This is a genomic window from Nocardioides sp., assembly GCF_030019515.1.
In the GTDB taxonomy this organism is placed as follows: domain Bacteria; phylum Actinomycetota; class Actinomycetes; order Propionibacteriales; family Nocardioidaceae; genus Nocardioides.
On record NZ_JASEEQ010000003.1, the window covers coordinates 133,032 to 153,043 of the forward strand.

Annotated in this window: 22 protein-coding genes and 2 tRNA genes; 10 read left to right on the forward strand and 14 right to left on the reverse strand. The window is 73.1% G+C overall.

The features are described from left to right. Positions 1-60: 60 nt before the first annotated feature. From QMC84_RS05360 to QMC84_RS05395, 8 genes are all read right to left on the reverse strand, one after another. Positions 61-435, reverse strand: a complete 375-nt coding sequence (locus QMC84_RS05360; protein ID WP_300372568.1) for a hypothetical protein — start codon at positions 433-435, stop codon at positions 61-63. A gap of 386 nt (positions 436-821) precedes the next feature. Continuing rightward, positions 822-897: transfer RNA gene (locus QMC84_RS05365), tRNA-Ala, on the reverse strand. A gap of 149 nt (positions 898-1,046) precedes the next feature. Further along, positions 1,047-1,877, reverse strand: a complete 831-nt coding sequence (locus QMC84_RS05370; protein ID WP_300372571.1) for a hypothetical protein — start codon at positions 1,875-1,877, stop codon at positions 1,047-1,049. 61 nt (positions 1,878-1,938) lie between these two features. Then, positions 1,939-2,535: a GNAT family protein gene (locus tag QMC84_RS05375; RefSeq protein ID WP_300372573.1), complete on the reverse strand. Its 597-nt coding sequence runs from the start codon at positions 2,533-2,535 to the stop codon at positions 1,939-1,941. Beyond that, complete coding sequence (locus QMC84_RS05380) at positions 2,535-3,005, reverse strand: MogA/MoaB family molybdenum cofactor biosynthesis protein (RefSeq protein WP_300373098.1); 471 nt, start codon at positions 3,003-3,005, stop codon at positions 2,535-2,537. Before QMC84_RS05380 ends, QMC84_RS05375 begins: the two co-directional genes overlap by 1 nt. 2 nt (positions 3,006-3,007) lie before the next feature. Then, positions 3,008-3,499, reverse strand: coding sequence for a cyclic pyranopterin monophosphate synthase MoaC (gene moaC, locus QMC84_RS05385; RefSeq protein ID WP_300372575.1), 492 nt, complete (start codon positions 3,497-3,499; stop codon positions 3,008-3,010). Positions 3,500-3,501: 2 nt separating this feature from the next. Beyond that, on the reverse strand, positions 3,502-4,743 hold the full coding sequence (glp, locus tag QMC84_RS05390) for a gephyrin-like molybdotransferase Glp (RefSeq protein ID WP_300372577.1): 1,242 nt from the start codon (positions 4,741-4,743) through the stop codon (positions 3,502-3,504). After that, a complete protein-coding gene (locus QMC84_RS05395) occupies positions 4,736-6,115 on the reverse strand; it encodes a UTP--glucose-1-phosphate uridylyltransferase (RefSeq protein WP_300372579.1) in 1,380 nt (459 codons plus the stop codon). Before QMC84_RS05395 ends, glp begins: the two co-directional genes overlap by 8 nt. Before the next feature lie 23 nt (positions 6,116-6,138). On the opposite strand from QMC84_RS05395, the gene QMC84_RS05400 reads away from it, so the two are divergent. Next, a complete protein-coding gene (locus QMC84_RS05400; protein ID WP_300372581.1) occupies positions 6,139-6,723 on the forward strand; it encodes a 5-formyltetrahydrofolate cyclo-ligase in 585 nt (194 codons plus the stop codon). Between the two features lie 35 nt (positions 6,724-6,758). On the opposite strand, the gene QMC84_RS05405 is transcribed toward QMC84_RS05400, so the two are convergent. After that, positions 6,759-9,377: a penicillin acylase family protein gene (locus QMC84_RS05405; RefSeq protein ID WP_300372583.1), complete on the reverse strand. Its 2,619-nt coding sequence runs from the start codon at positions 9,375-9,377 to the stop codon at positions 6,759-6,761. 104 nt (positions 9,378-9,481) lie between these two features. On the opposite strand from QMC84_RS05405, the gene QMC84_RS05410 reads away from it, so the two are divergent. From QMC84_RS05410 to QMC84_RS05420, 3 genes are read left to right on the forward strand one after another with little or no spacing between them, the layout of a single operon-like run. Further along, complete coding sequence (locus QMC84_RS05410; RefSeq protein WP_300372586.1) at positions 9,482-9,799, forward strand: FmdB family zinc ribbon protein; 318 nt, start codon at positions 9,482-9,484, stop codon at positions 9,797-9,799. Between the two features lie 60 nt (positions 9,800-9,859). Then, positions 9,860-10,486 carry an SAF domain-containing protein gene (locus tag QMC84_RS05415; protein WP_300372588.1) on the forward strand — a complete coding sequence of 209 codons (627 nt, stop codon included), beginning with the start codon at positions 9,860-9,862 and terminating at the stop codon, positions 10,484-10,486. 10 nt (positions 10,487-10,496) lie between these two features. Then, positions 10,497-10,886 carry an MscL family protein gene (locus tag QMC84_RS05420; protein ID WP_300372590.1) on the forward strand — a complete coding sequence of 130 codons (390 nt, stop codon included), beginning with the start codon at positions 10,497-10,499 and terminating at the stop codon, positions 10,884-10,886. 102 nt (positions 10,887-10,988) lie between these two features. Here QMC84_RS05420 and QMC84_RS05425 read toward each other — a convergent pair whose 3' ends face one another. Both QMC84_RS05425 and QMC84_RS05430 read right to left on the reverse strand, forming a co-directional pair. Further along, positions 10,989-11,177, reverse strand: coding sequence for a hypothetical protein (locus tag QMC84_RS05425; RefSeq protein WP_300372592.1), 189 nt, complete (start codon positions 11,175-11,177; stop codon positions 10,989-10,991). Continuing rightward, positions 11,174-12,358, reverse strand: coding sequence for an LCP family protein (locus QMC84_RS05430; RefSeq protein ID WP_300372594.1), 1,185 nt, complete (start codon positions 12,356-12,358; stop codon positions 11,174-11,176). Before QMC84_RS05430 ends, QMC84_RS05425 begins: the two co-directional genes overlap by 4 nt. A 160-nt stretch (positions 12,359-12,518) precedes the next feature. On the opposite strand from QMC84_RS05430, the gene QMC84_RS05435 reads away from it, so the two are divergent. Beyond that, positions 12,519-12,591: transfer RNA gene (locus QMC84_RS05435), tRNA-Arg, on the forward strand. A gap of 62 nt (positions 12,592-12,653) precedes the next feature. Here the strand turns inward: QMC84_RS05435 and QMC84_RS05440 are convergent. Further along, a complete protein-coding gene (locus tag QMC84_RS05440; RefSeq protein ID WP_300372596.1) occupies positions 12,654-13,820 on the reverse strand; it encodes a saccharopine dehydrogenase NADP-binding domain-containing protein in 1,167 nt (388 codons plus the stop codon). Positions 13,821-13,874: 54 nt separating this feature from the next. Here QMC84_RS05440 and QMC84_RS05445 point away from each other — a divergent pair, with 54 nt between their 5' ends. Both QMC84_RS05445 and QMC84_RS05450 read left to right on the forward strand, forming a co-directional pair. After that, positions 13,875-14,144: a DUF2277 domain-containing protein gene (locus tag QMC84_RS05445; RefSeq protein WP_300372597.1), complete on the forward strand. Its 270-nt coding sequence runs from the start codon at positions 13,875-13,877 to the stop codon at positions 14,142-14,144. Between the two features lie 7 nt (positions 14,145-14,151). Continuing rightward, positions 14,152-14,982 (forward strand): Sir2 family NAD-dependent protein deacetylase, encoded by an 831-nt coding sequence (locus tag QMC84_RS05450; RefSeq protein ID WP_300372599.1) that lies wholly within the window; start codon positions 14,152-14,154, stop codon positions 14,980-14,982. Positions 14,983-15,011: 29 nt separating this feature from the next. Here the strand turns inward: QMC84_RS05450 and QMC84_RS05455 are convergent, their stop codons facing one another. Both QMC84_RS05455 and QMC84_RS05460 read right to left on the reverse strand, forming a co-directional pair. After that, positions 15,012-15,350 (reverse strand): hypothetical protein, encoded by a 339-nt coding sequence (locus QMC84_RS05455; RefSeq protein ID WP_300372601.1) that lies wholly within the window; start codon positions 15,348-15,350, stop codon positions 15,012-15,014. 169 nt (positions 15,351-15,519) lie between these two features. Continuing rightward, on the reverse strand, positions 15,520-16,206 hold the full coding sequence (locus QMC84_RS05460) for a metal-dependent transcriptional regulator (protein ID WP_300372603.1): 687 nt from the start codon (positions 16,204-16,206) through the stop codon (positions 15,520-15,522). A gap of 46 nt (positions 16,207-16,252) precedes the next feature. On the opposite strand from QMC84_RS05460, the gene QMC84_RS05465 reads away from it, so the two are divergent. The 3 genes from QMC84_RS05465 to QMC84_RS05475 are packed head-to-tail and all read left to right on the forward strand — an operon-like array spanning position 16,253 to position 19,987. Continuing rightward, positions 16,253-17,617: a deoxyribodipyrimidine photo-lyase gene (locus tag QMC84_RS05465; protein WP_300372605.1), complete on the forward strand. Its 1,365-nt coding sequence runs from the start codon at positions 16,253-16,255 to the stop codon at positions 17,615-17,617. Beyond that, positions 17,614-18,369, forward strand: coding sequence for a hypothetical protein (locus tag QMC84_RS05470; protein ID WP_300372607.1), 756 nt, complete (start codon positions 17,614-17,616; stop codon positions 18,367-18,369). The genes QMC84_RS05465 and QMC84_RS05470 overlap by 4 nt, the downstream gene beginning before the upstream one ends. A gap of 22 nt (positions 18,370-18,391) precedes the next feature. Further along, a complete protein-coding gene (locus QMC84_RS05475; protein WP_300372609.1) occupies positions 18,392-19,987 on the forward strand; it encodes a glycoside hydrolase family 13 protein in 1,596 nt (531 codons plus the stop codon). Positions 19,988-20,012: the final 25 nt, after the last annotated feature.

Genomic DNA, 20,012 nt, shown 5'->3' on the forward strand with positions numbered 1-20,012 from the left:
GCCGGTCGGCAGCTTTCGTGATCATGGCGCAGCTGGCTTAGCCGTTGTCATCGCTAGCTCCTACCGACCCGCAGACTGCCCGGTTGCTGACTGCCAGGCCGCGTAAAGGATCGCGGCGTTGATGACTACGGCGAAACTCCACCAGGGCGTGAACGTCGCAACAACCAAGGCCATCGACGCAATCGCCGCGACGGCGCCCGGGGAGGCCCACGCCTCCAGATGCATCAGGTAGGCCACGCCTGCCAAGGCGAAGCCGCTGGCCGCGACCAATGCCAGCGTCACGACCACCGGACGCACCTCGGCGAAGAGCCAGGAGGCCTGCGTCCCAAAGTTCGGTAAGTCGCTTCCCTGCTGCGGCGGGATCCAGATGGCCGCGTGGAGAACCCCGTGCAGAACCAGAAAGCCTGCGATGACTGGACGCCAAATGTTGATCACCCTCAGTGGACGATGGTGGCTGCCGGCCAGGGCGTCGATGTCGCGGCGGCGCCCCAACTTCGGATGTCGAGGACGCTACGTATCCATGTCGGGCCGCTGCAGAGCAGTACGTCACGCGGCGATGTGACCAACGACTCTTCTTGTCTCCCGGCAACGACCCGCGTCGGCGTCATCGGGTGACCGTCGACTCTGTTTGATCGGGGCTTTGCGTGAGACAAAGGCCGGATGCTGACAGTCATGGTGGTGGAGATGTTCGCCGCCGGTGCAGTCTTCGTGACCATCGTCGGCCTCAAGAGCTGGGATGAGGTCGCCACCCAGTATGCGACGCCGGCATCACCCGGAACTCCCGCTGAGGGACGCGGGGCCGCGCCTGTGACCTGGACGTTTGGTGGAGCTGAGGGGATTCGAACCCCTGACCTTCTCATTGCGAACGAGACGCGCTACCAACTGCGCCACAGCCCCAGTGCGCCATACGTCGGCGCGGTGGGAAACGTTAGCACCAGCCCTTGACGGGCACCGAATCGACCCACGGACCTCGTCCCCGGCCGTCCGGAAGTCCCCACTCGGCGGTCAGGACCCACGACTCGACGGGTGGAAGTCCCGACTCGACGTCAGGAGCCGACGGCGCGCTGGTCGTCCCCGTCCTTGCGGGCCCGGCGGGTGGCGCGGTCGGCCTCGTCCGCCTCGCGGGCCAGCTGGGCGTCGGCCTCGGTGCGGCCCGAGGTCCACACGCCGCTGTCGTCGAGGGAGATGGTGCGGACCGTGCGACGAGCGGCGGCGGGCTTGCCGACGTACGTCGGGAGCGTCACCGGCACCGGGTCCCACAGCGCCGGGTCGACCACGGCGGCCATCCCGGCGGAGGTGTCGGCGAGCGGATCCGCACCCTCGCCGTCACCGCTGACGACCGGGCTCGCCGGGGCGTCGTCGGCCTCGGTCTCCTCCGGCTGCTCGATCGGCATCCGGGCCGCCGGCGTCAGCGCCCGGCGCTCGCCCTTGACCATGATCCGGCAGGTGACCAGCCAGGCGACCAGCAGGCCGACGGGGATCGCGACGTACCACCAACCGACGACGCCGAAGGCCGCGACGCCGATCACCGCGAGGTTCGCGAGCAGGATCAGGGCCAGGACGTTGCGACGGCGCTTCGTGGCCCGCTTGGCCGCGGTCCCGCGGGCCCGCAGCTGGGCGGGGGTGAGCTCGGCCGGGGCCTCCGTAGTCGGCGCGGCGGTCGACGGGCCGACCTGGGGGGCCGGACGGCCGGGGGTGACGAGCCGGGCGCTGCGCCGGTCCACCGGCTCGCGGCGGGCCAGCACCCGCATCGTGTGGGAGAACCGGTCCACCGAGCGGCTGCGGGCCACGTCGTCGTGGTGACGGAGCGCCTTCGGGACGAGATAGACGGCCCACGCCACGGCGAGGGCGACGAAGATCAGTGCGCTCAGGTCCACAGGTCAGAGGTTAGGAGTGGTAGCGCAGCGGGCTGCGGATGTCCACAGGTGTGTCGCAAAATCACTCGTGTGACTGGTGTGGTTCGAGCCGGGCCAGCATCCCGTCCGGGCACTCCTCGCGGGTGATCGCGTAGACCCGGTGGTCGCGCCAGGCGCCGTCGATGTGGAGGAACCTCGGCGCGTAGCCGACCTCGCGCAGGCCGAGCTTCTCGACCACGCGCAGCGAGTTGGAGTTCTCGGGACGGATCGCGATCTCGACGCGGTGCAGCCCGCCGGCTGCGAAGCAGTGGTCGATGACCAACGCCACCGCGCGGGGCATCACCCCCCGGCCGGCGTACTCACGATCGAGCCAGTAGCCGATCGAGGCGAACTGCGCCGACCCTCGCACGATGTTGTTGACCGTCACCTGCCCCGCGAAGCGGCCGCCGACCTCGATCGCGAACGGGTACGTCGTGCCGGCGCGGGCCTGCCGGTTCAGGCGCCGCACCAGCGAGCGGAACGTCGTGGGCCGGGCGTCTCCCCCGGGCGGCACGGTGGCGTCCCAGGGCCGCAGCCACGCGACGTTGCGGCGGCGGGCGTCGCGCCAGGCCTGCGCGTCGCGGGCGGCGAGCGGCCGGACCGTGACCTCCCCGGAGGTCAGCCGGGCCGGCCAGCCCATCAATGGTCGCTCCCCACGACCTGCTCGGCGGCGTGCACCAATACGGGACGGAGCACCGCGAGGCCGTCCTTCACTCCCCCGCGCGAGCCGGGCAGGTTGACCACCACGCAGGAGCCGACCACCCCGGCGAGCCCACGCGAGAGCACGGCGGTCGGGACGCCCTGGGCGACGCCGTACGCGCGGATCGCCTCGGCGATCCCGGGGATCTCGGCGTCCAGCAGCGCCCGGGTCACCTCGGGGGTCCGGTCGGTCGGGGTGAGCCCGGTGCCGCCGGTCGTGAGCACCACCCGCGCACCGCCCTCGGCGGCGGCGGTGATCGCGGCGCCGACCGGCTCGCCATCCGGTACGACGACGGGCGCGTCGACCGTGAAGCCCAGCTCGCGCAGGAAGTCGATGATCAGCGGGCCGGTGGTGTCCTCGTAGACCCCGGCCGCAGCCCGGTTGGAGGCGACGACGACCTCGGCGCGCATGCTCACGGACGGCTCCAGTCGCCCGACCTGCCGCCGGACTTGGTCTCGACCCGGATGTCGGTGATCACCGCCGCCTTGTCGACGGCCTTGACCATGTCGACGACGGTCAGGGCCGCGACCGAGACGGCGGTCAGCGCCTCCATCTCCACACCCGTGCGATCGGCCGTCCGGACCGTCGCGCGGATCACCACGCTCGGCTCCGGGTCGTCGGTCACCTCGAGGTCGACGCTCACCCCGGAGATCGCCAGCGGGTGGCACAGCGGCACCAGGGCCGGCGTCTGCTTGGCCGCCATGATGCCGGCCACCCGGGCGACACCGAGCGCGTCGCCCTTCGGCACGCCCTCGCCGCGGAGCAGCCCGACGACCGTCGCCGAGACGAGGACCCGACCGGAGGCGGTCGCCGTGCGGGCGGTGACGTCCTTGCCCGAGACGTCGACCATCCGGGCCGCCCCGGACTCGTCGACGTGGGTGAGCCGCCGGGGCGTTTCGGGCATCGCTAGAACTCCTCGTCGAGCCTCAGGACCTGGACCTGCTCGCCGGCCGCGACGGAGGTGACGTCCTCCGGCACGACGACCAGCGCGTCGGACGATGCCAGATCGCCGATCAGGTGGGAACCGTGACCGCCGACCGGAGTCACGGAGGAGCCGTTGCGGCCGGCCGGGTCGACGGCGTACTCGGCGCGCACGAACTGCCGCTTGCCCAGCGGGGACCGGATCGGGTGGGTGAGCCGTGCGGGCGTCGTCGGGCGGGCGTAGGGCGTGCGCCCCATCAGCTTGCGCAGCGCCGGCAGCACGAACTGCTGGAAGGAGATGTACGACGAGACCGGGTTGCCGGGCAGCGTGAAGATCGGGGTCCGGTCCTCGCCGACGTGCCCGAAGCCCTGCGGCTTGCCGGGCTGCATCGCAACCCCGCCGAACCACACCGTGCCGAGGGGGCTGAGCGCCTCCTTGACCACGTCGTAGTCGCCCTGCGAGACCCCGCCACTGGTGATGACCAGGTCGGCGCGGACCAGCTGGTCGTGCACGGCGGCGAGGAACTCCCGCGGCTCGTCCGGGACGATCCCGACCCGGTAGGTGATCGCACCGGCGGCCCGGGCGGCGGCCGCGAGGAGGAAGGAGTTGCCGTCGTAGATCGAGTCGTGCCCCAGCTCGGCGCCCGGCTCGCGCAGCTCCGACCCGGTCGAGATCACGACGACGCGGGGGCGCGGACGGGCGCGCACCGCGGCCCGGCCCACGGACGCCAGCAGGCCGAGGTGGCGAGGACCGAGCACGGTGCCCCGGGAGACGACGAGGTCCCCGACGGCGACGTCCTCACCGGCGGGGCGCACGTGCTGGCCGAGCGAGGGCGCGCGCTCGATGCGGACCTGGGCGACGCCCCGGTCGGTCCACTCGTAGGGCACCACGCTGTCGGCGCCGGCCGGCACCGGGGCGCCGGTCATGATCTTCACCGCCGTGCCGGGTGACATGGCGAGCAGCGTCGCCTGGCCGGCCCCGATCTCGCCGACCACCGGCAGGTGGACCGGGGACTCCTCGGTGGCGGTGACGACGTCCGCGTGGCGTACGGCGTACCCGTCCATCGCGGAGTTCTCGAAGGGCGGCAGCCCGATCGGCGCGACCACGTCCTCGGCCACGGCCAGGCCGAGCGCGTCCATCAGCGGCTGCGGGAAGTCCGGGAGCGGCTCGATCTCCGCGAGGATCCGTGCGAGGTGGTCGTCGACCGAGATCAGGCCCTCAGCCATCGGAGAGGAGGGTGTCGGCGTCGATGCGCTGCGCGGAGGTCGCCTCCAGGTTCACGTCGCCCACGACCTGCACACCGTGGGCGAACGTCCAGTCGCCCTCGACCCGCAGCGAGCTCGCCTTCTTCATCGACGGGGCGCCGTCGGGGAAGCGCTTGTCGAACTCGCCGACCAGCTTGTAGTAGTCGTCGTCGAGGTCGACGTACGGCACCTCGGAGGCGGCCTGGTCGAGCACGAAGTCCTGGCCGATGTCGTAGACGTCGGAGCGCAGCACCAGCAGGTCGTTGGTGGTCTTGACGGGCACGAACCGCTCCCGGCCGACCTCGATCAGCCGCGAGCCCTCGAAGACCTCGATCGCGGCGCCCATGGCGGTCTCGATCTGGATCACCTCGGGCGTCGAGGGGTCCCCCGGGTCGAGCGACTTGACGTTGCGGATCAGCGGCAGCCCGAGGATGCCCTGGCGCACGTCGAGCGCGTTCTTCATCGCGGCCAGGTCGAACCACAGGTTGTTGGTCGAGCAGAACTTGTGGCGGTCGAGGTCGGTCAACGCCTCCTTGTCCGCATCCGGCGTCTGCGCGGTCTCGCGCAGCACGATCCGGCCGTCGATCTTGCGCCGGGCGAAGTGACCGCCCTTGCGGTCCGAGGGGGTACGGCGTACCGCCTCGATCGCGAACGGCGCGCCGGATGTCGCGAACCAGCCGGCCACCCGCGCCTCCGGGACCGCGCCGAGGTTGTCGGAGTTGGACACCAAGACGCGCTCGTAGCCGGCCTCGATCAGCCGCTCGAGCAGGCCGGTGCCCCGCAGTGCGGTGTAGACGTCACCGTGGCCCGGCGGACACCACTCGAGGTCGGGGTCCTTGGGCCAGCTCACCGGCGAGAGGTCCTTGGCCAGGAGCCTCGGCTCCTTGTTCTGGAGGAACTCCAGCGGCAGCCCGTCGACCGGGAGGTCGGCGTAGCGCGCCAGCGCCGCCATCGTGTCGGCGGAGGTGCGGAAGCTGTTCATGAAGATCAGCGGCAGGGTCGCGGCGTACTCCTTGCGCAGGTGCAGCACCTGGCGCGCGATGATGTCGAGGAAGGACAGTCCGCGGCGCACGCACAGCAGCGACTTCGCACGGTCCATGCCCATCGAGGTGCCGAGCCCGCCGTTGAGCTTGATCACCGCCGTCGTGCGGATCGCCGCCGCGGCGTCCTCGTCGGAGACCGCCACCGTCGCCAGCGACTCCATGTCCACCGGCTCGATCGACGACTCCGGGATCATGCCGGTCTCGCCGTGCTCGAGGAGGCGGAAGTAGTGGGCGAACGTCTCGATGGCGACCTCGTCGACCCCGGCCGCCGCCATCTTGTCGCGTGCCCGGTTCAAGCCAGCGCTTCCCATGATCACGATCGTAGGCTTCCCCCGTGACCGGCACCCAATCACCTGCCAAGTCGGCGGTCCGCGACCGGCTGCTCACCACCCGGCACCGCCGATCGGTGGCCGACGTCGGCGTCGCGGCCCGGGCGATCGCGGAGCACCTGCTGGCGCACCCCGAGGTCCGTCGGGCGGCCACGCTCGCGGCCTACGTGTCGGTCGGCAGCGAGCCGGGCACCGGCCCGCTGCTCGACGGGCTGCGCGCCGCGGGCAAGCGGGTGATCCTCCCCGTGGTGCTGCCCGACCTCGACCTGGACTGGGCGGCGTACGACGGCCCGGACCGGCTGGTGCCGGCGCGTCGCGGGCTGCTGGAGCCTCCCGGGCCGCGGTTGGGCCCCGACGCGATCGCGACCGCGGACGTCGTCCTGGCGCCCGGGCTCGCGGTCTCGCCCACCGGCGTCCGGCTCGGCCAGGGCGGCGGGTGCTACGACCGGGCGCTCGGCCGGGTGCCGGTCGGCACGTTCACCTGCGTGCTGCTCTACGACGGCGAGGTCGGCCTCGACGTGCCGGTCGAGCCCCACGACCGCGCGGTCCTGTTCGCGGCGACTCCCTCCGGAGTCGTCCGGGTCGGCTGAACCGGGGCTCGTCAGCACGACCCCGCAGCGGGCGCTCAGTCGCCCGCGACCGGCCGGAGCGTGAGCAGGTCGCCGCCGGCGTCGGTGACCGCGGCCCGGGTGAACCGCCAGGGCAGGGTCTCGCCGGCGGCCCACAGGTCGGCCTGGTCGGTGTAGTGGGCGTGGTAGGGGTGGCCGGAGACGCCGGTGAGGGCGATCCAGCGGGACTCGTCGAGGTCGGCGAGGGAGACCACCATCCGCATCGAGGGCGCGCTGGTGACGGCGTACCCGCGAGCCGCGTCCCAGGCGCTCGCGTTCACGGCCGCCGAGCCGCCGCCGACGGTCCAGCCGCCCCGGTCGGCCAGCCCGGCCAGCGGCCACGGGCGGTCCGGCCCGGGGCCGCGCAGGTCGAGCCGGTGCAGGTCGCCCCAGGCCCACTCGCCGGGGTCGAGCGCCAGCCGCCGGGTGAGCTCGTCGCGGGCCTCGCGCAGGGCCCGCGCCAGGATGTCGTCGCGGGTCTCCTCGACGCCCTCGGTGCGCTTGTCGTCCCACCACGGGTCGTCCGGCCGCGTCAGCAGGTCGGTGACGACCGCGACCCACCGGTCCCCGCCGTCGGGCCAGATCGCCTCGGGCAGGTCGTCGTGGAAGAGGTCCGCGAGCAGCTCGCGCCACACGGCGTCGAAGTACGCCGCCGCACCGCTATCGGCGTGCTGCCGGAAGTCCCAGCCCCGCAGCAGCCGCTGGCCGGCCGAGTAGTAGCCGTGCGGCAGCGCCACGTCGAGGAGGTACGGCGTGAGCGCCGGGGCGAGCGGATCCAGGTCGTCGAGCTGGAGCTCGGCGGTGCTCGCCACGGACACCTCCCCCGCGTCGACCTGCTGCTCGAGCTGATCGCGGATCCGCTGCGCGCGGTAGCCGAGGTCCCAGTCGTGGCCGAGGCGGTACGGGTAGTCACCGCCGACCACCTCCTGGTTGGCGGCGACCACGAAGCCCTCGTCGGGGTCGAGCAGCCGCGGCAGCCCGTCGAACGGCACGTGCTCGCCGGTCCAGTCGTTCTCCGGCTTCCAGCCGGCGCTGGGGAGCATCCCGTCGTTGCCGGACCGGCGGATCGGGATCCGGCCGGCCGCCTGGTAGCCGATGTGGCCCGCACGGTCGGCGTACAGCAGGCTCTGCGCCGGCGCCTCGAAGGACGAGGCCGCCGCCCGGAAGGAGTCCCAGTCGGTCGCGGCGTCGAGGGCGAGGATCGCGTCGGCGGTCCGGGTGGGGTGCAGCCCGGTCCACGCCAGGGCGACGGCGTACGCACCGGCACGCACGCCGGGCGGGTCCTGCCCGGCCGTGGCGAGCGTGTCGTCGACGTCGGAGAGCAGCGGGCCGTGGCCGGTCGAGCGGACGGTGAGCGTGACGTCGTCCGCGCCTCGGACCCGGATCGTCTCGGTGCGGCTGCGCAACGGCAGCCACCGCCGGTCGTGGCGCCACCGGTCCCCGTCGAGCCGCTCGAGGTAGAGGTCGCTGACGTCGGCGCCGAGGCTGGCGAGGCCCCACGCGATCTCGGCGTTGTGACCGATGACCACCCCGGGAACGCCGGAGAGGGTGAACCCGGCCACGTCCAGGGGGCACTCGTCGGTGACCGTGCGGCAGTGCAGCCCCAGCTGCATCCACGGCCCCGGGACGGACACGCCCAGGTGCGGGTCGTCGGCCAGCAGCGGTCCGCCGGTCGTCGTGTGCTCACCCGAGACCACCCAGCCGTTGCTGCCCAGCGCGTCCCCGCGGCCCAGGAGGGCCGGCATCCGGGCGAGACCCTCGCGCACCCGCGTCAGCGCCGCCCGGCCGCCGGCGTCTGCCAGGTACGCCGGGCGCCGGGGGTTGCGGGTGCCGGGCATGGTGGCGTCCTGCTCGAAGTCCCCGTCGACCACGGCGCCCTGGCCCACGATCGGAGCGTGGTCGTCGAGCGGATCGGGCGGGTAGAGGTCCGCGACCTCGTCGGCGGTGTGCCCGGCGAGCGCCAGCGACCGGTCGATCTCGTCGGCCGGGTTGCCGGCCAGGTCCCAGGCCATCGCCTTGAGCCAGGCCAGCGAGTCGACCGGCGTCCACTCCTCGGGCCGGTAGTCGAGGCTGTGGGCGTTGAGGACGGTGTACTCGACCGCGATCTCGCGCGGGGCCTGGCTGTCGAGGTAGGAGTTCACGCCGTCCGCGTAGGCCTCCAGCGCGGCGCGCGTCTCGGGTCGGACCAGGGCCAGCTCCTGCTCCGCGACCCGGCGCCAGCCGAGGACGCGGGCGTACTGGTCGCTCCGCAGCGCGGTGGCCCCGAACAGCTCGGCCAGCCGGCCGGCCGTCAGGTGCCGGCGCACGTCCATCTCGAAGAAGCGCTCCTGCGCCTGCACGTACCCCTGCGCCCGCATCAGGTCCTCGACCGAGTCGCCGTAGAGCTGTGGGATGCCGTGCTCGTCCCGGAGCACCTCGACCGGCCCATCGAGGCCGGGCAGATCGACCTCGCCGGTGGTCTGCGGGAACGGTGCGCGCACCAGCTGGACCACGATCAGCAGCCCGGCGAGCAGCACCAGCACGAGCGCCGCCGCGGCGTACACCACGACCCGCGCGAGCCGCGGCCACGCACGGAACCGGCGCCACCAGGCCCCGCGCTCGCCGTCCGGCCGGCCGTCCTTCGTGGTCGCAGGCATGGTCCGGTCATTGTGCCGTGTCGTATGATTGGCACTCGTCAGGGTCGAGTGCCAACCTCGAGGGCGGCCGCGGCCCCGGCGACGAAACACACCGAAGGAGAATCGTGCCCACCTACCAGTACGCCTGCACCGAGTGCGGCCACGCCTTCGAGCAGTTCCAGAGCTTCTCCGACGACGCGCTCACCGAGTGCCCCTCCTGCTCGGGCCGGCTCCGCAAGCTGTTCAACGCCGTGGGCGTCGTGTTCAAGGGGTCGGGCTTCTACCGCACCGACAGCCGCTCGGGCAGCTCGGGCACGGACACCGCCGCCTCCGCGAGCGGGACGAAGACCGAGACGAAGACCGAGAAGAAGAGCGGGTCGAAGCCCGAGTCGAAGTCGGAGTCGAAGCCCGCGGTCGCCGCGAGCAGCAGCTCCGCCGACTGATCCTCCGCGGGCCTGTGGAGAGCCGGATCGCGGCTCCGCGGGATCTTCTAGCGTCGCGGCATGCGCCGTGACCGTCTCGTCTCCCCTCTGCGTTCGGTACGCCGGGCCGTCCTCGCCCGGCGCCGCCCGCTGGCCGCGGCCCTGACCGCCGTGGCGGTCGTCACCGGCATCCACGCCGCGGCCGCTCCACCGCCGGCCAGCGTCGACGTCGTCGTCGCCGCCCGGGACCTGCCCGCGGGCACGGTGCTGACGCCGGGAGACCTGCACACAGTGGGGTTCGCGCCCGGCTCGGTGCCCGCCGGCACCTCGGACGAGGCGGTCGGTCGCACGCTCGCCGCCCCCCTGCGCGCGGGCGAGCCGGTGACCGACGTCCGGGTCGTCGGCCCGGCACTCACCGACGGCTACCCCGGGCTGACCGCGGTCCCGGTGCGCCTGCCCGATGCCGGCATGGTCGAGCTGCTGCGGGTCGGGGACCGGGTCGACCTGGTCGCCGCCGACCCCCAGCGCGGCGGCGCGAGCGTGGTGGCGACCGACGTCCCGGTGCTCGCCGTACCCGCCGCAGGTCCGGACGCCGCCGCGACGGCACTCCCGGGGCGACTCGTCGTCGTCGGCGCGGAGCCCGCCGCGGTGCCCCGGATCGCAGAAGCGTCGGTGCGCACCTTCCTCACGATCGCGTTCTCCGGCTAGCGTGCAGGGCATGACCGGATTCAAGAACTTCATCCTGCGCGGGAACCTCGTCGAGCTCGCAGTCGCCTTCATCATGGCCCTCGCCTTCGCGGCGGTGGTCACGGCCACTGTCGGCCTGGTCATGGACCTGATCGGCAAGGTCGGCGGCACTCCGGACTTCTCGGACTACCTCTGGCACGGCATCTCGATCGGCGCCTGGCTCACCGCCGTGATCTCGTTCCTCATCATCGCGGCCGTCGTCTACTTCCTGATCGTGGTGCCCTACACCAAGGCCAAGGCTCGCTACTTCCCGGCCGAGGACGAGGGCACCCCTGCCGACGTGGCCCTGCTCCAGGAGATCCGCGACCTGCTGGCCACCCAGCAGGGACGATCGACCTCAGGTCCGTCCGACCTCGGCTAGTTCAGCGGAACCGACGCGCCGACCGCAACCACACCGTCGGACGACCCACCCAAGAACGATCCCGCGGCCCGCGCGGCGACGAAGTCGACGCGCGAGACGCGCTCAGGACCCGTGGTGCGGGGGCACCTGCTCACGCAACCACCGCTCCGCGGGCGACTCGTCCGCGCGCGCCCGCTCCCGGGCGGCGTCGTCGCGCTCGTCCTTGGTGGTCTCGGGCAGCACCTCGCCGAAGACCTCCGCGCGGCGCCGGCGCCGCTCCCAGTCCGACTCCTCGGAGCGCGGCCGGGTCACGTGCACAGCCCCGCGTCCTCGAGCGCCTGCTTGTCCGCCTCGCTCGTGGTGCCGGAGCCCGAGCCGGAGCTGGAGCCCGAGCCGGGGAGGTTGCCGGCGCTGATCACGCCGTCGCTGAGCTTCTTGGTCAGCGGCTCGTCGCGGGCGACCTTCTGCCAGACCTGCTCGGCCTGCGGGTCCTTCCACACCAGCCGGTTGGGGTCGGCGGGGTCGGGGATGTTCGGGATCGTGATGAACTGGATCTTGTCCAGCCCGATGCCCTTGAACTCGACCCCCAGCTTGGCGAGCTTCCACACGTCCTGCAGTCCGGGGTCGACGGTCAGCGACTTGGTCGCCGAGTTGAGGAAGCCGACCAGATGGTCGGGCCGGGCGAGCGTGCCGGCGGTGACGACCTGGTGGGCCATCGACCCGATGAACGCCTGCTGGCGCTTCATCCGCCCGATGTCCGAGCCGTTGCCGACGACGTACCGCTCGCGGACGTAGTTGAGCGCTTCCTTGCCCTTGATCTTGCGGGTGCCGGCCTCGATGTTGATGCCGTGGGCCGGGTCGACGATCGGCTCGGGGATGCAGACCTCCACCCCGCCGATCGCGTCGACCATGCCCTGGAAGCCCTCGAAGTCGACGACGACGAAGTGGTCGAGACGTACGCCGGTGAGCTGCTCGAACTGCTGGATCGTGCAGGCCGGACCGCCGAGGCCGAAGGCCTCGTTCCACATCACGTTGTCGGCGCCCGGGATGGTCTCGCCGTCCTCGGTCTTGCAGTCGGGCCGGTCGACCATCGAGTCGCGGGGGATGCTGATGCCGTAGGCACGCTCGCGGTCCGCGGAGAGGTGGAAGAGGATCGTGGTGTCCGAGCGCTGGCCGCCACCGGTGAGGTTGTCGATGTTGCAGCCTGCGCAGTCGCGGCTGTCGCTGCCCATCACGAGGATGTTGAGCGGCTCCTGGGGCCCCTCGACCTTGACCTTGTCCGGCCGGTTCGACAGCTGGGCGGTGGGGTCGAGGACGTTGAGGTTGCCGTTGAGGTGCCGGTAGAGCCAGACCGTGCCCAGGCCGGTCGCCATCACCAGCACCAGCGTCGTGGCGAGCAGCACCTTCCCGATCGTGTGCCGCTTGCGCACCCTGCCCCGGCGCCTGGGCGCGCCCGCGTCCGGCTGGCCGCGCTCGGGCACAGCGTCGGACATGGGCTACCTCGGATCGATGGGGTCGGGGGCTCGGTGAGCGTAGGTCGCGAACCTTAAGTGTTCCTGTGAGCGGTGCTCAGTCCCAAAATGGGGCCGCCCGGGCCGGGGGACGGTCGCCCACTCGGCCCTCGTGAAACACTGTCCGGCGACATCCGGTCCCGCCCCAGTAGCTCAGTGGATAGAGCAGCCGCCTCCTAAGCGAAAGGTCGCCAGTTCGACTCTGGCCTGGGGCACCCGGCACGTCGACCCGTCCGAGGTCTCGGGCGGGTCGACGTCGTGGTCAGGGCTGGCGGAGCTAGTCCACGGTCTGGAACCGGATCCCGGCGGCCTGGAGCCGGCTGAGCAGGTTGTCCCCCATCGCCTGCGCGGTGGTCACCTGGCCGGCCGTCGGGGGGTTGTCGTCGAGCGCGAGGCAGAGCGCCGACTCGGCGAGCATCTTCGCGGTCTCGTCGTAGCCGGGGTCGCCACCGGAGACCCGGGTGTGCACGGTGCGACCGTCGCCCTCGCCGACGAAGTCGACGGTGAACCACGACTTCGACCGGCGCCGCTCGTCGGGGCCCTCCCCCTGCGGGATCCGGCCGAGCAGGAGGCGCCGCAGCGGCGGGACCTGGGCCGCGCCGAACATCGCCACCGCGGCGGCGGCGCCGCCGGCGGCGTACCGCAGCGTCTTGGTGCCGGCGTAGTGGGAGTAGGAGAAGTCCGGGCCGTACGACGCCAGGGCGGCCCCACTACGGGCCACGACGAACGGGTCGATCGTGGGGAGCGGCACCAGCCAGTAGCCGAGCAGCGGGTCCCGGTGCGGCTTGCCGGACACGGCGCGCGAGCGGCGGCCCTCGGGACGCGGCTCGGCCCGGCGCCGCTCCTGCATCGCCGCGCGCATCCTGCGGGCGCGGGAGAACTGGCCCAGCGCCGAGTGGAAGGTGCCTCCCGAGAAGGTGGCTCCCGAGCGGACCACGCCGCGCAGCCGGACCGGGCCGGTCGCGGCGAGCTGCTGGACGGTGTACAGCGCGCCGAGGTCGTGCGGGACCGAGTCGAACCCGCAGGCGTGCACGAGCCGGGCGCCGGTGCGCTGCGCGGTCGCGTGGTGCTCGAGGTAGGTGCGGTCGACGAACTCGGGCTCGCCGGTGAGGTCGACGTAGTCGGTGCCGGCCTCGGCGCACGCGGCCACGAGCGCGCCGCCGTGCTCGAGGTAGGGCCCGACGGTGGTGATCACCACGCGGGTGGCGGCCACCAGGTCCGCGAGCGAGCCCGGGTCGGTCGTGTCGGCGTGCAGCAGCGGCAGGTCGGCGGCCGCGGGGTCGAGGTCGGCGAGCCGGCCCCGGACGGCCTCCAGCTTCTCCCGGTTGCGGCCCGCCAGCGCCCAGCGCAGCCCGGCGGGGGCGTGCCGCAGCAGGTACTCGGCGGTCAGCCCGCCGGTGAAGCCGGTCGCGCCGACCAGGACGACGTCGTACTCGCGTGTCATGGGCCCCATGCTCGCAGAGTGCCGGCAACCGCCTGCCGACGTACGCTCGGGGCCATGTGCCGCAACATCCGTCCGCTCAACAACTTCGAGCCGCCGGCCACCCGCGACGAGGTCGCCGCCGCCGCGCTGCAGTACGTGCGCAAGGTGAGCGGCACCACGAAGCCGTCGCAGGCCAACCAGGCGGCGTTCGACCGCGCGGTCCGCGAGATCGCCCATCTGACCGAGCACCTGCTCGACGACCTGGTGACCACCGCGCCACCGAAGAACCGCGAGGTCGAGGCGGCCAAGGCCAAGGCGCGAGCCGAGCTCCGGTACGCCCGGTGACCAGCCGGTGACCCTGCTCGCAGGGTCGGCCACGGCGCCGGCCCTCGACCTGCTCGTCGCGCGGCCGCTGGTCGTGCTCACCGGCGCGGGCCTGTCGACCGACTCGGGCATCCCCGACTACCGCGGCCCCGGCTCGCCGGCCCGGACCCCGATGACCTACCAGGAGTTCGTCTCCGGCCCCGCCGCCCGGCAGCGGTACTGGGCGCGCAGCCACCTCGGGTGGGGCCGGATGCGTCACGCCGACCCGAACGCCGGCCACCGGGCACTCGCCCGGATCGCGCCCGAGCTGCTGATCACCCAGAACGTCGACGGGCTCCACGAGCGGGCCGGCACCCCGCGCCTGGTCGCGCTGCACGGCCGGATCGCCGACGTCGTCTGCCTCGGCTGCCGGACCACGTCGGCGCGCGCCGCGCTCCAGGACCGGCTCACCGAGCTCAACCCCGGGTTCGCGGAGCGGTACGCGGCAGCAGCGGTGCGACCGGACGGGGACGTCGACCTCGACGAGACCGGTGGCTTCGTGGTGCCCGGGTGCGAGCACTGCGGCGGGATCCTCAAGCCCGACGTCGTGTTCTTCGGCGAGAACGTGCCCGCGTCCCGGGTGGAGCGCTGCTACGCCGCCGTCGACGCGCTCGCCGACTCCGGTGGCGCGCTGCTGGTCGCGGGGTCCAGCCTGACCGTGATGTCGGGGTTCCGTTTCGTACGCCGGGCCGCCGGGGCGGGCACCCCGGTCGTGATCGTCAACCGCGGCGCGACCCGCGGCGACGCCCACGCGGCGTATGCCCTCGACACCGGCTGCAGCGAGTTCCTCGAGGACCTGGCCGCGCGGCGCGGCTGCTGACCGCGCCGGTCGGGTGGCCCGACGCCCGGTCAGTCGCGGTCGTCGGGGTCCTGGGGGTGCGCCATCTCGCCGAGCAGGTCGACGATCTCGTGGAGGGCCAGGTCGTGCTTCTCGGGGTCGAGTCCGGCGATCCGCTCGCGCGCCAGGTCCTCGGGGAGACGGGCGCCCAGCGCCAAGGTGTAGACGGTGTCCTCGGGCCAGAAGCCGATGTCGATCACCTCGGCGGCGTACAGCTCGCCGACCTCGGTGCGCAGCACGACCGCCTCACCGTGGTTCAGGCCACGGGTCAGGGCGGTGGAAGAGTGCGCGATGACGAGCACATGCTCGCCCGACACGCGGGCAGGGCTGTTGAGCTCGATGAACTCCATTGGACTTCCCTCATGCCGTCCACCCCCGACCGACGACATCGCAGGTCCAGGCGGACCCGCTGCGGGAAAGGTATCCCGGGCCTCTCCACGTGCGGTCAACAGGACGTCCAAAGTATGTCAACACGAACCGCTGCGGCGGCCGGACCGCAAGGTAAAGAATTCCGGTCGCTCACAGCTTTCGCACGAAGATGTGGTCGGCGGCCTCGGGCACGATCTCGGCCGTCTCGCCGCCCGAGCCGACCAGGATGCCCTCCTCGGTGGCGATCACCGTGATGGTCTTGTCCGGCAGCGCCCCGGCCCGGCGCATCGCGCTCATCAAGATCTCGTCCTTCTGCATCTCCTCGGAGATCCGGCGCACCAGCACCCGGCCCTCGGCGGGGCCGGCGGCCTGGGAGAGCGGCTCGACGCCCTCCATGAAGTCCTCGCCGGGCGGGTGGTCGCCGAGCTCGTCCAGGCCCGGGATCGGGTTTCCGTACGGCGACTCCGTGGGGTGGTCGAGAAGCTTGATCAGGCGGCGCTCCACGGTCTCGGACATCACGTGCTCCCACCGGCAGGCCTCCTCGTGGACCAGCTCCCAGTCGAGCCCGATCACGTCGGTGAGCAGCCGTTCGGCGAGGCGGTGCTTGCGCATCACCCGGGTGGCGAGCCGCAGCCCCTCCTCGGTGAGCTGGAGGTGCCGATCACCCTCGACGGTCAGCAGCCCGTCGCGCTCCATCCGGGCGACCGTCTGGGAGACGGTGGGGCCGCTCTGGTGCAGCCGCTCGGCGATCCGGGCGCGGAGCGGGACGATGCCCTCCTCGACCAGCTCGTAGATGGTCCGGAGGTACATCTCGGTGGTGTCGATGAGATCGCTCACAGCTGCATTGTCCCCTATCGCCCCACCCCTGGCAGGGTGGACGCCGATGCCGCCCTCCACGCCTGCCGTCCTGTGGTTCCGCCGCGACCTGCGGCTGGCCGACAACCCCGCGCTGGTGGAGGCGGCCGCCGACGGACCCGTGCTGCCGCTGTTCGTCCTCGACCCCGCCCTCTGGGAGCCGGCCGGCGCCAGCCGGCGCGCCTACCTCGGCGCGTCCCTGCGGGCGCTCGACGCGTCGCTGCGCGAGCGCGGCACCCGGCTGACGGTCGTGCGCGGCGACCCGGCGCGCCTGGTCGCGCTCGCCACCCGGGCGGTCGGTGCGACGCGCGTGCACGTGGCCGCGGACTTCAACCCTTACGGGAGCCGGCGCGACGCCGCGGTCGAGCGGGCGCTCGCCGAGGACGGGGTCGCGCTGGTGCGCACGGGCTCGCCGTACGCCGTGGCCCCGGGACGGGTCACCAACACCTCGGGCGATCCCTACCGGGTCTTCACCCCGTTCCAACGGGCCTGGGCCGAGCACGGGTGGCGCGGCCCGATCGAGGCGCCGGACGACGTCGCGTGGCTCGCGCTGGAGGAGGACACGACCGAGATCCCCGACCCGGCGCCGCCGGACGGGCTGACCCTTCCCGAGGCCGGCGAGGCCGCCGCGCGGCGGCGTTGGGCGGAGTTCCTGGACCGGGTCGGCGACTACGCCGAGGACCGCGACCGCCCGGCGACGGAAGGCACCTCGCGGATGTCGGCGCACCTGAAGTGGGGCGAGATCCACCCGCGCACGATGCTGGCCGACCTGGCCCGGTTGCGCACTGGCGGGGCGGCGACGTACCGCAAGGAGCTGGCCTGGCGGGAGTTCTACGCCGACGTGCTGCACGCCCGCCCCGAGACCGCGCGGGAGTACCTGCGGCCGGAGTTCGCCCGGATGCAGTACGACGAGCCCGGGGCGCAGCTCGACGCGTGGCGGCGCGGCCGCACGGGGTTCCCGGTGGTGGACGCCGGGATGCGCCAGCTGCTCGCGACCGGCTGGATGCACAACCGGGTCCGGATGATCACCGCGAGCTTCCTGGTCAAGGACCTGCACCTGGAGTGGCGGCACGGCGCCCGGCACTTCCTGCACTGGCTGGTCGACGGCGACCTGGCGTCGAACCAGCACGGCTGGCAGTGGACCGCGGGGTGCGGCACCGACGCCGCGCCGTACTTCCGGGTGTTCAACCCGACCGCGCAGGGGCGTCGATTCGACCCGCAGGGCGAGTACGTACGGCGGTGGGTGCCGGAGCTCGCGGACCCCGACGTGGTCGTCGACCCGCACGACCCGAGCCCTGGGGAGCGGCGAGCGGCCGGCTATCCCGACCCGATCGTCGACCATGCGGCCGCGCGGCGCGAGGCGCTGGACAGGTGGGAGAGGATCGGGCCATGACCGACCTGCTCGTGCCGAGCCGCTTCTGTGGTCCCCCGTCCTCGGGCAACGGCGGCTGGACCGCCGGGGCGCTGGCCGGGCTGACCGGGATCGACCCCGCGGCGGGCGTCTCGGTCTCGCTGCGCAAGCCGCCGCCGCTGGACACGCCGATGCCGGTCGCGACGACCGGCGCGGTCACCGCGGCGGCGCTGGGTGAGGAGGTCGTCGCGCGGGCCGAGCCGGTGTCGCCGGGCGACCCGGCGCCGCCGCTGGCCGAGCCGGTGTCCCCGGCCGAGGCCCGCGCCGCGGAGGCGTCGTACGCCGGGCTGACCTTCCACCCGTTCCCGACCTGCTTCGCCTGCGGCGTCGGGCGGGCCGCGGGCGACGGCCTGCGGATCTTCCCCGGCCGCGTCGCCGACCAGGACGGCGTCGCCCGGGTCGCCGCGACGTGGACCCCGGACCCCAGCGTCGGCACCAGCACGGGCACCAGCGCCGGCGCCGAGAGGCACGCGACGCTGCCGGTGACGTGGGCCGCGCTCGACTGCGTCGGCGGCTGGGCCGGCGACCTCGAGGAGCGGCTGATGGTGCTGGCCCGGATGACCGCCTGGGTCGACGCGGTCCCCCGGATCGGCGAGGAGCACGTGGTCGTCGGCCTGGCCCGCAGGGTCGAGGGCCGCAAGACGTTCACGGCCTCGACGCTGTACGACGCCGACGGCCGGGTGACCGCCCGCGCCGAGCACCTGTGGGTGGCCGTGGACCCCGCGAGCCTCTGACCGCTCCCTTAGGATGGGCGGCATGGATTTGAACGATCAAACCACCGGCGCCGGACCGGCGGGGTGGTGGCGGCACGCCGTCACCTACCAGATCTACGTCCGCAGCTTCGCGGACGCGAACGGCGACGGCATCGGTGACCTGCCCGGGGTCACCGCGCGCCTCGAGCACGTCCGCGACCTCGGCGTCGACGCGATCTGGCTGAACCCCTTCTACGTCTCCCCCCAGAACGACCACGGCTACGACGTCGCCGACTACCGCGACATCGACCCGCTGTTCGGCACCCTGGCCGACGCCGACGCGATGGTCGAGCGGGCGCACGAGCTGGACCTGCGGGTGATCGTCGACCTGGTCCCGAACCACACCTCCAGCGAGCACGTCTGGTTCCAGGAGGCGCTCGCCGCCGGGCCGGGCAGCCCCGAGCGCGACCGCTACCTGTTCCGCGACAGCCCGGACGGGCCGCCGAACAACTGGCAGTCGGTCTTCGGCGGGCCCGCGTGGACCCAGGTCGAGGACGGCCAGTGGTACCTCCACCTGTTCGACTCCACCCAGCCGGACCTGAACTGGCGCAACCCCGAGGTCGGCGACATGTTCGTCGACGTGCTGCGGTTCTGGCTGGACCGCGGCGTCGACGGGTTCCGCGTCGACGTCGCCCACGGGCTGTTCAAGGAGGAGACGCTCCGCGACCAGGTCGTCCCCGAGGGCATCGAGTCGGCGACCGGCGCCTCCGCCGGCGAGTCCATGGTCGAGCGGACCGAGGTCGACGAGCCGATGTGGGACCAGCCCGAGGTGCACGAGGTCTACCGGCGCTGGCACGAGGTGCTCGCGAAGTACGGCGGCGACCGGATGATGGTCGCCGAGGCCTGGACCCAGAGCCCGGAGTCGATGGCGCGCTACATCCGCCCCGACGAGTTCAGCCAGGCCTTCAACTTCTCCTGGCTGCTGGCGCCCTGGTCGGCGGAGGCGTTCGCCGAGGTCATCACGGGCACCTTCGAGGCCGTCGACCAGGTCGACGCCTCCCCCACGTGGGTGCTCTCCAACCACGATGTCGACCGGCACCCGAGCCGGTACGGCGGCGGCGCGACCGGCCTGGCCCGCGCCCGGGCGGCCACACTCGCGATGCTGGCGCTGCCGGGCTCGGCGTACCTCTATCAGGGCGAGGAGCTCGGCCTGGAGCAGGTCGAGGTCGAGCCGGAGTTCCGTCAGGACCCGCTGTGGTTCCGCACCGGCAACCCCGGCCGCGACGGCTGCCGGGTGCCGATGCCGTGGAGCGGCAGCCAGCCGCCGTTCGGCTTCGGGCCCGGGACCGGTCAGCCGTGGATCCCGCAGCCGGCCGAGTGGTCGGAACTCACCGTCGAGTCCGAGACCGCCGACCCCGCGTCCACGCTCGCGTTCTATCGGGCGGCGCTGGCGACCCGTCGTACGTTCGCGGAGACCGCGGGCGAGGAGGTCGAGATGGTCGCGGCCGGGACCGACGTGCTGTCCTTCCGGCGCGGCCCGATCACCGTGCTCCTCAACTGCAGCACCGAGGCCGTCGCGCTGCCGGCCGGCGAGGTGCTGATGGCCAGCGGGCCGGTCGACACGGCGCTGCCGCCGGACACCGCAGTCTGGCTGCGCTGAGTCGGGGGCCGCTGGTCGTGCGGGT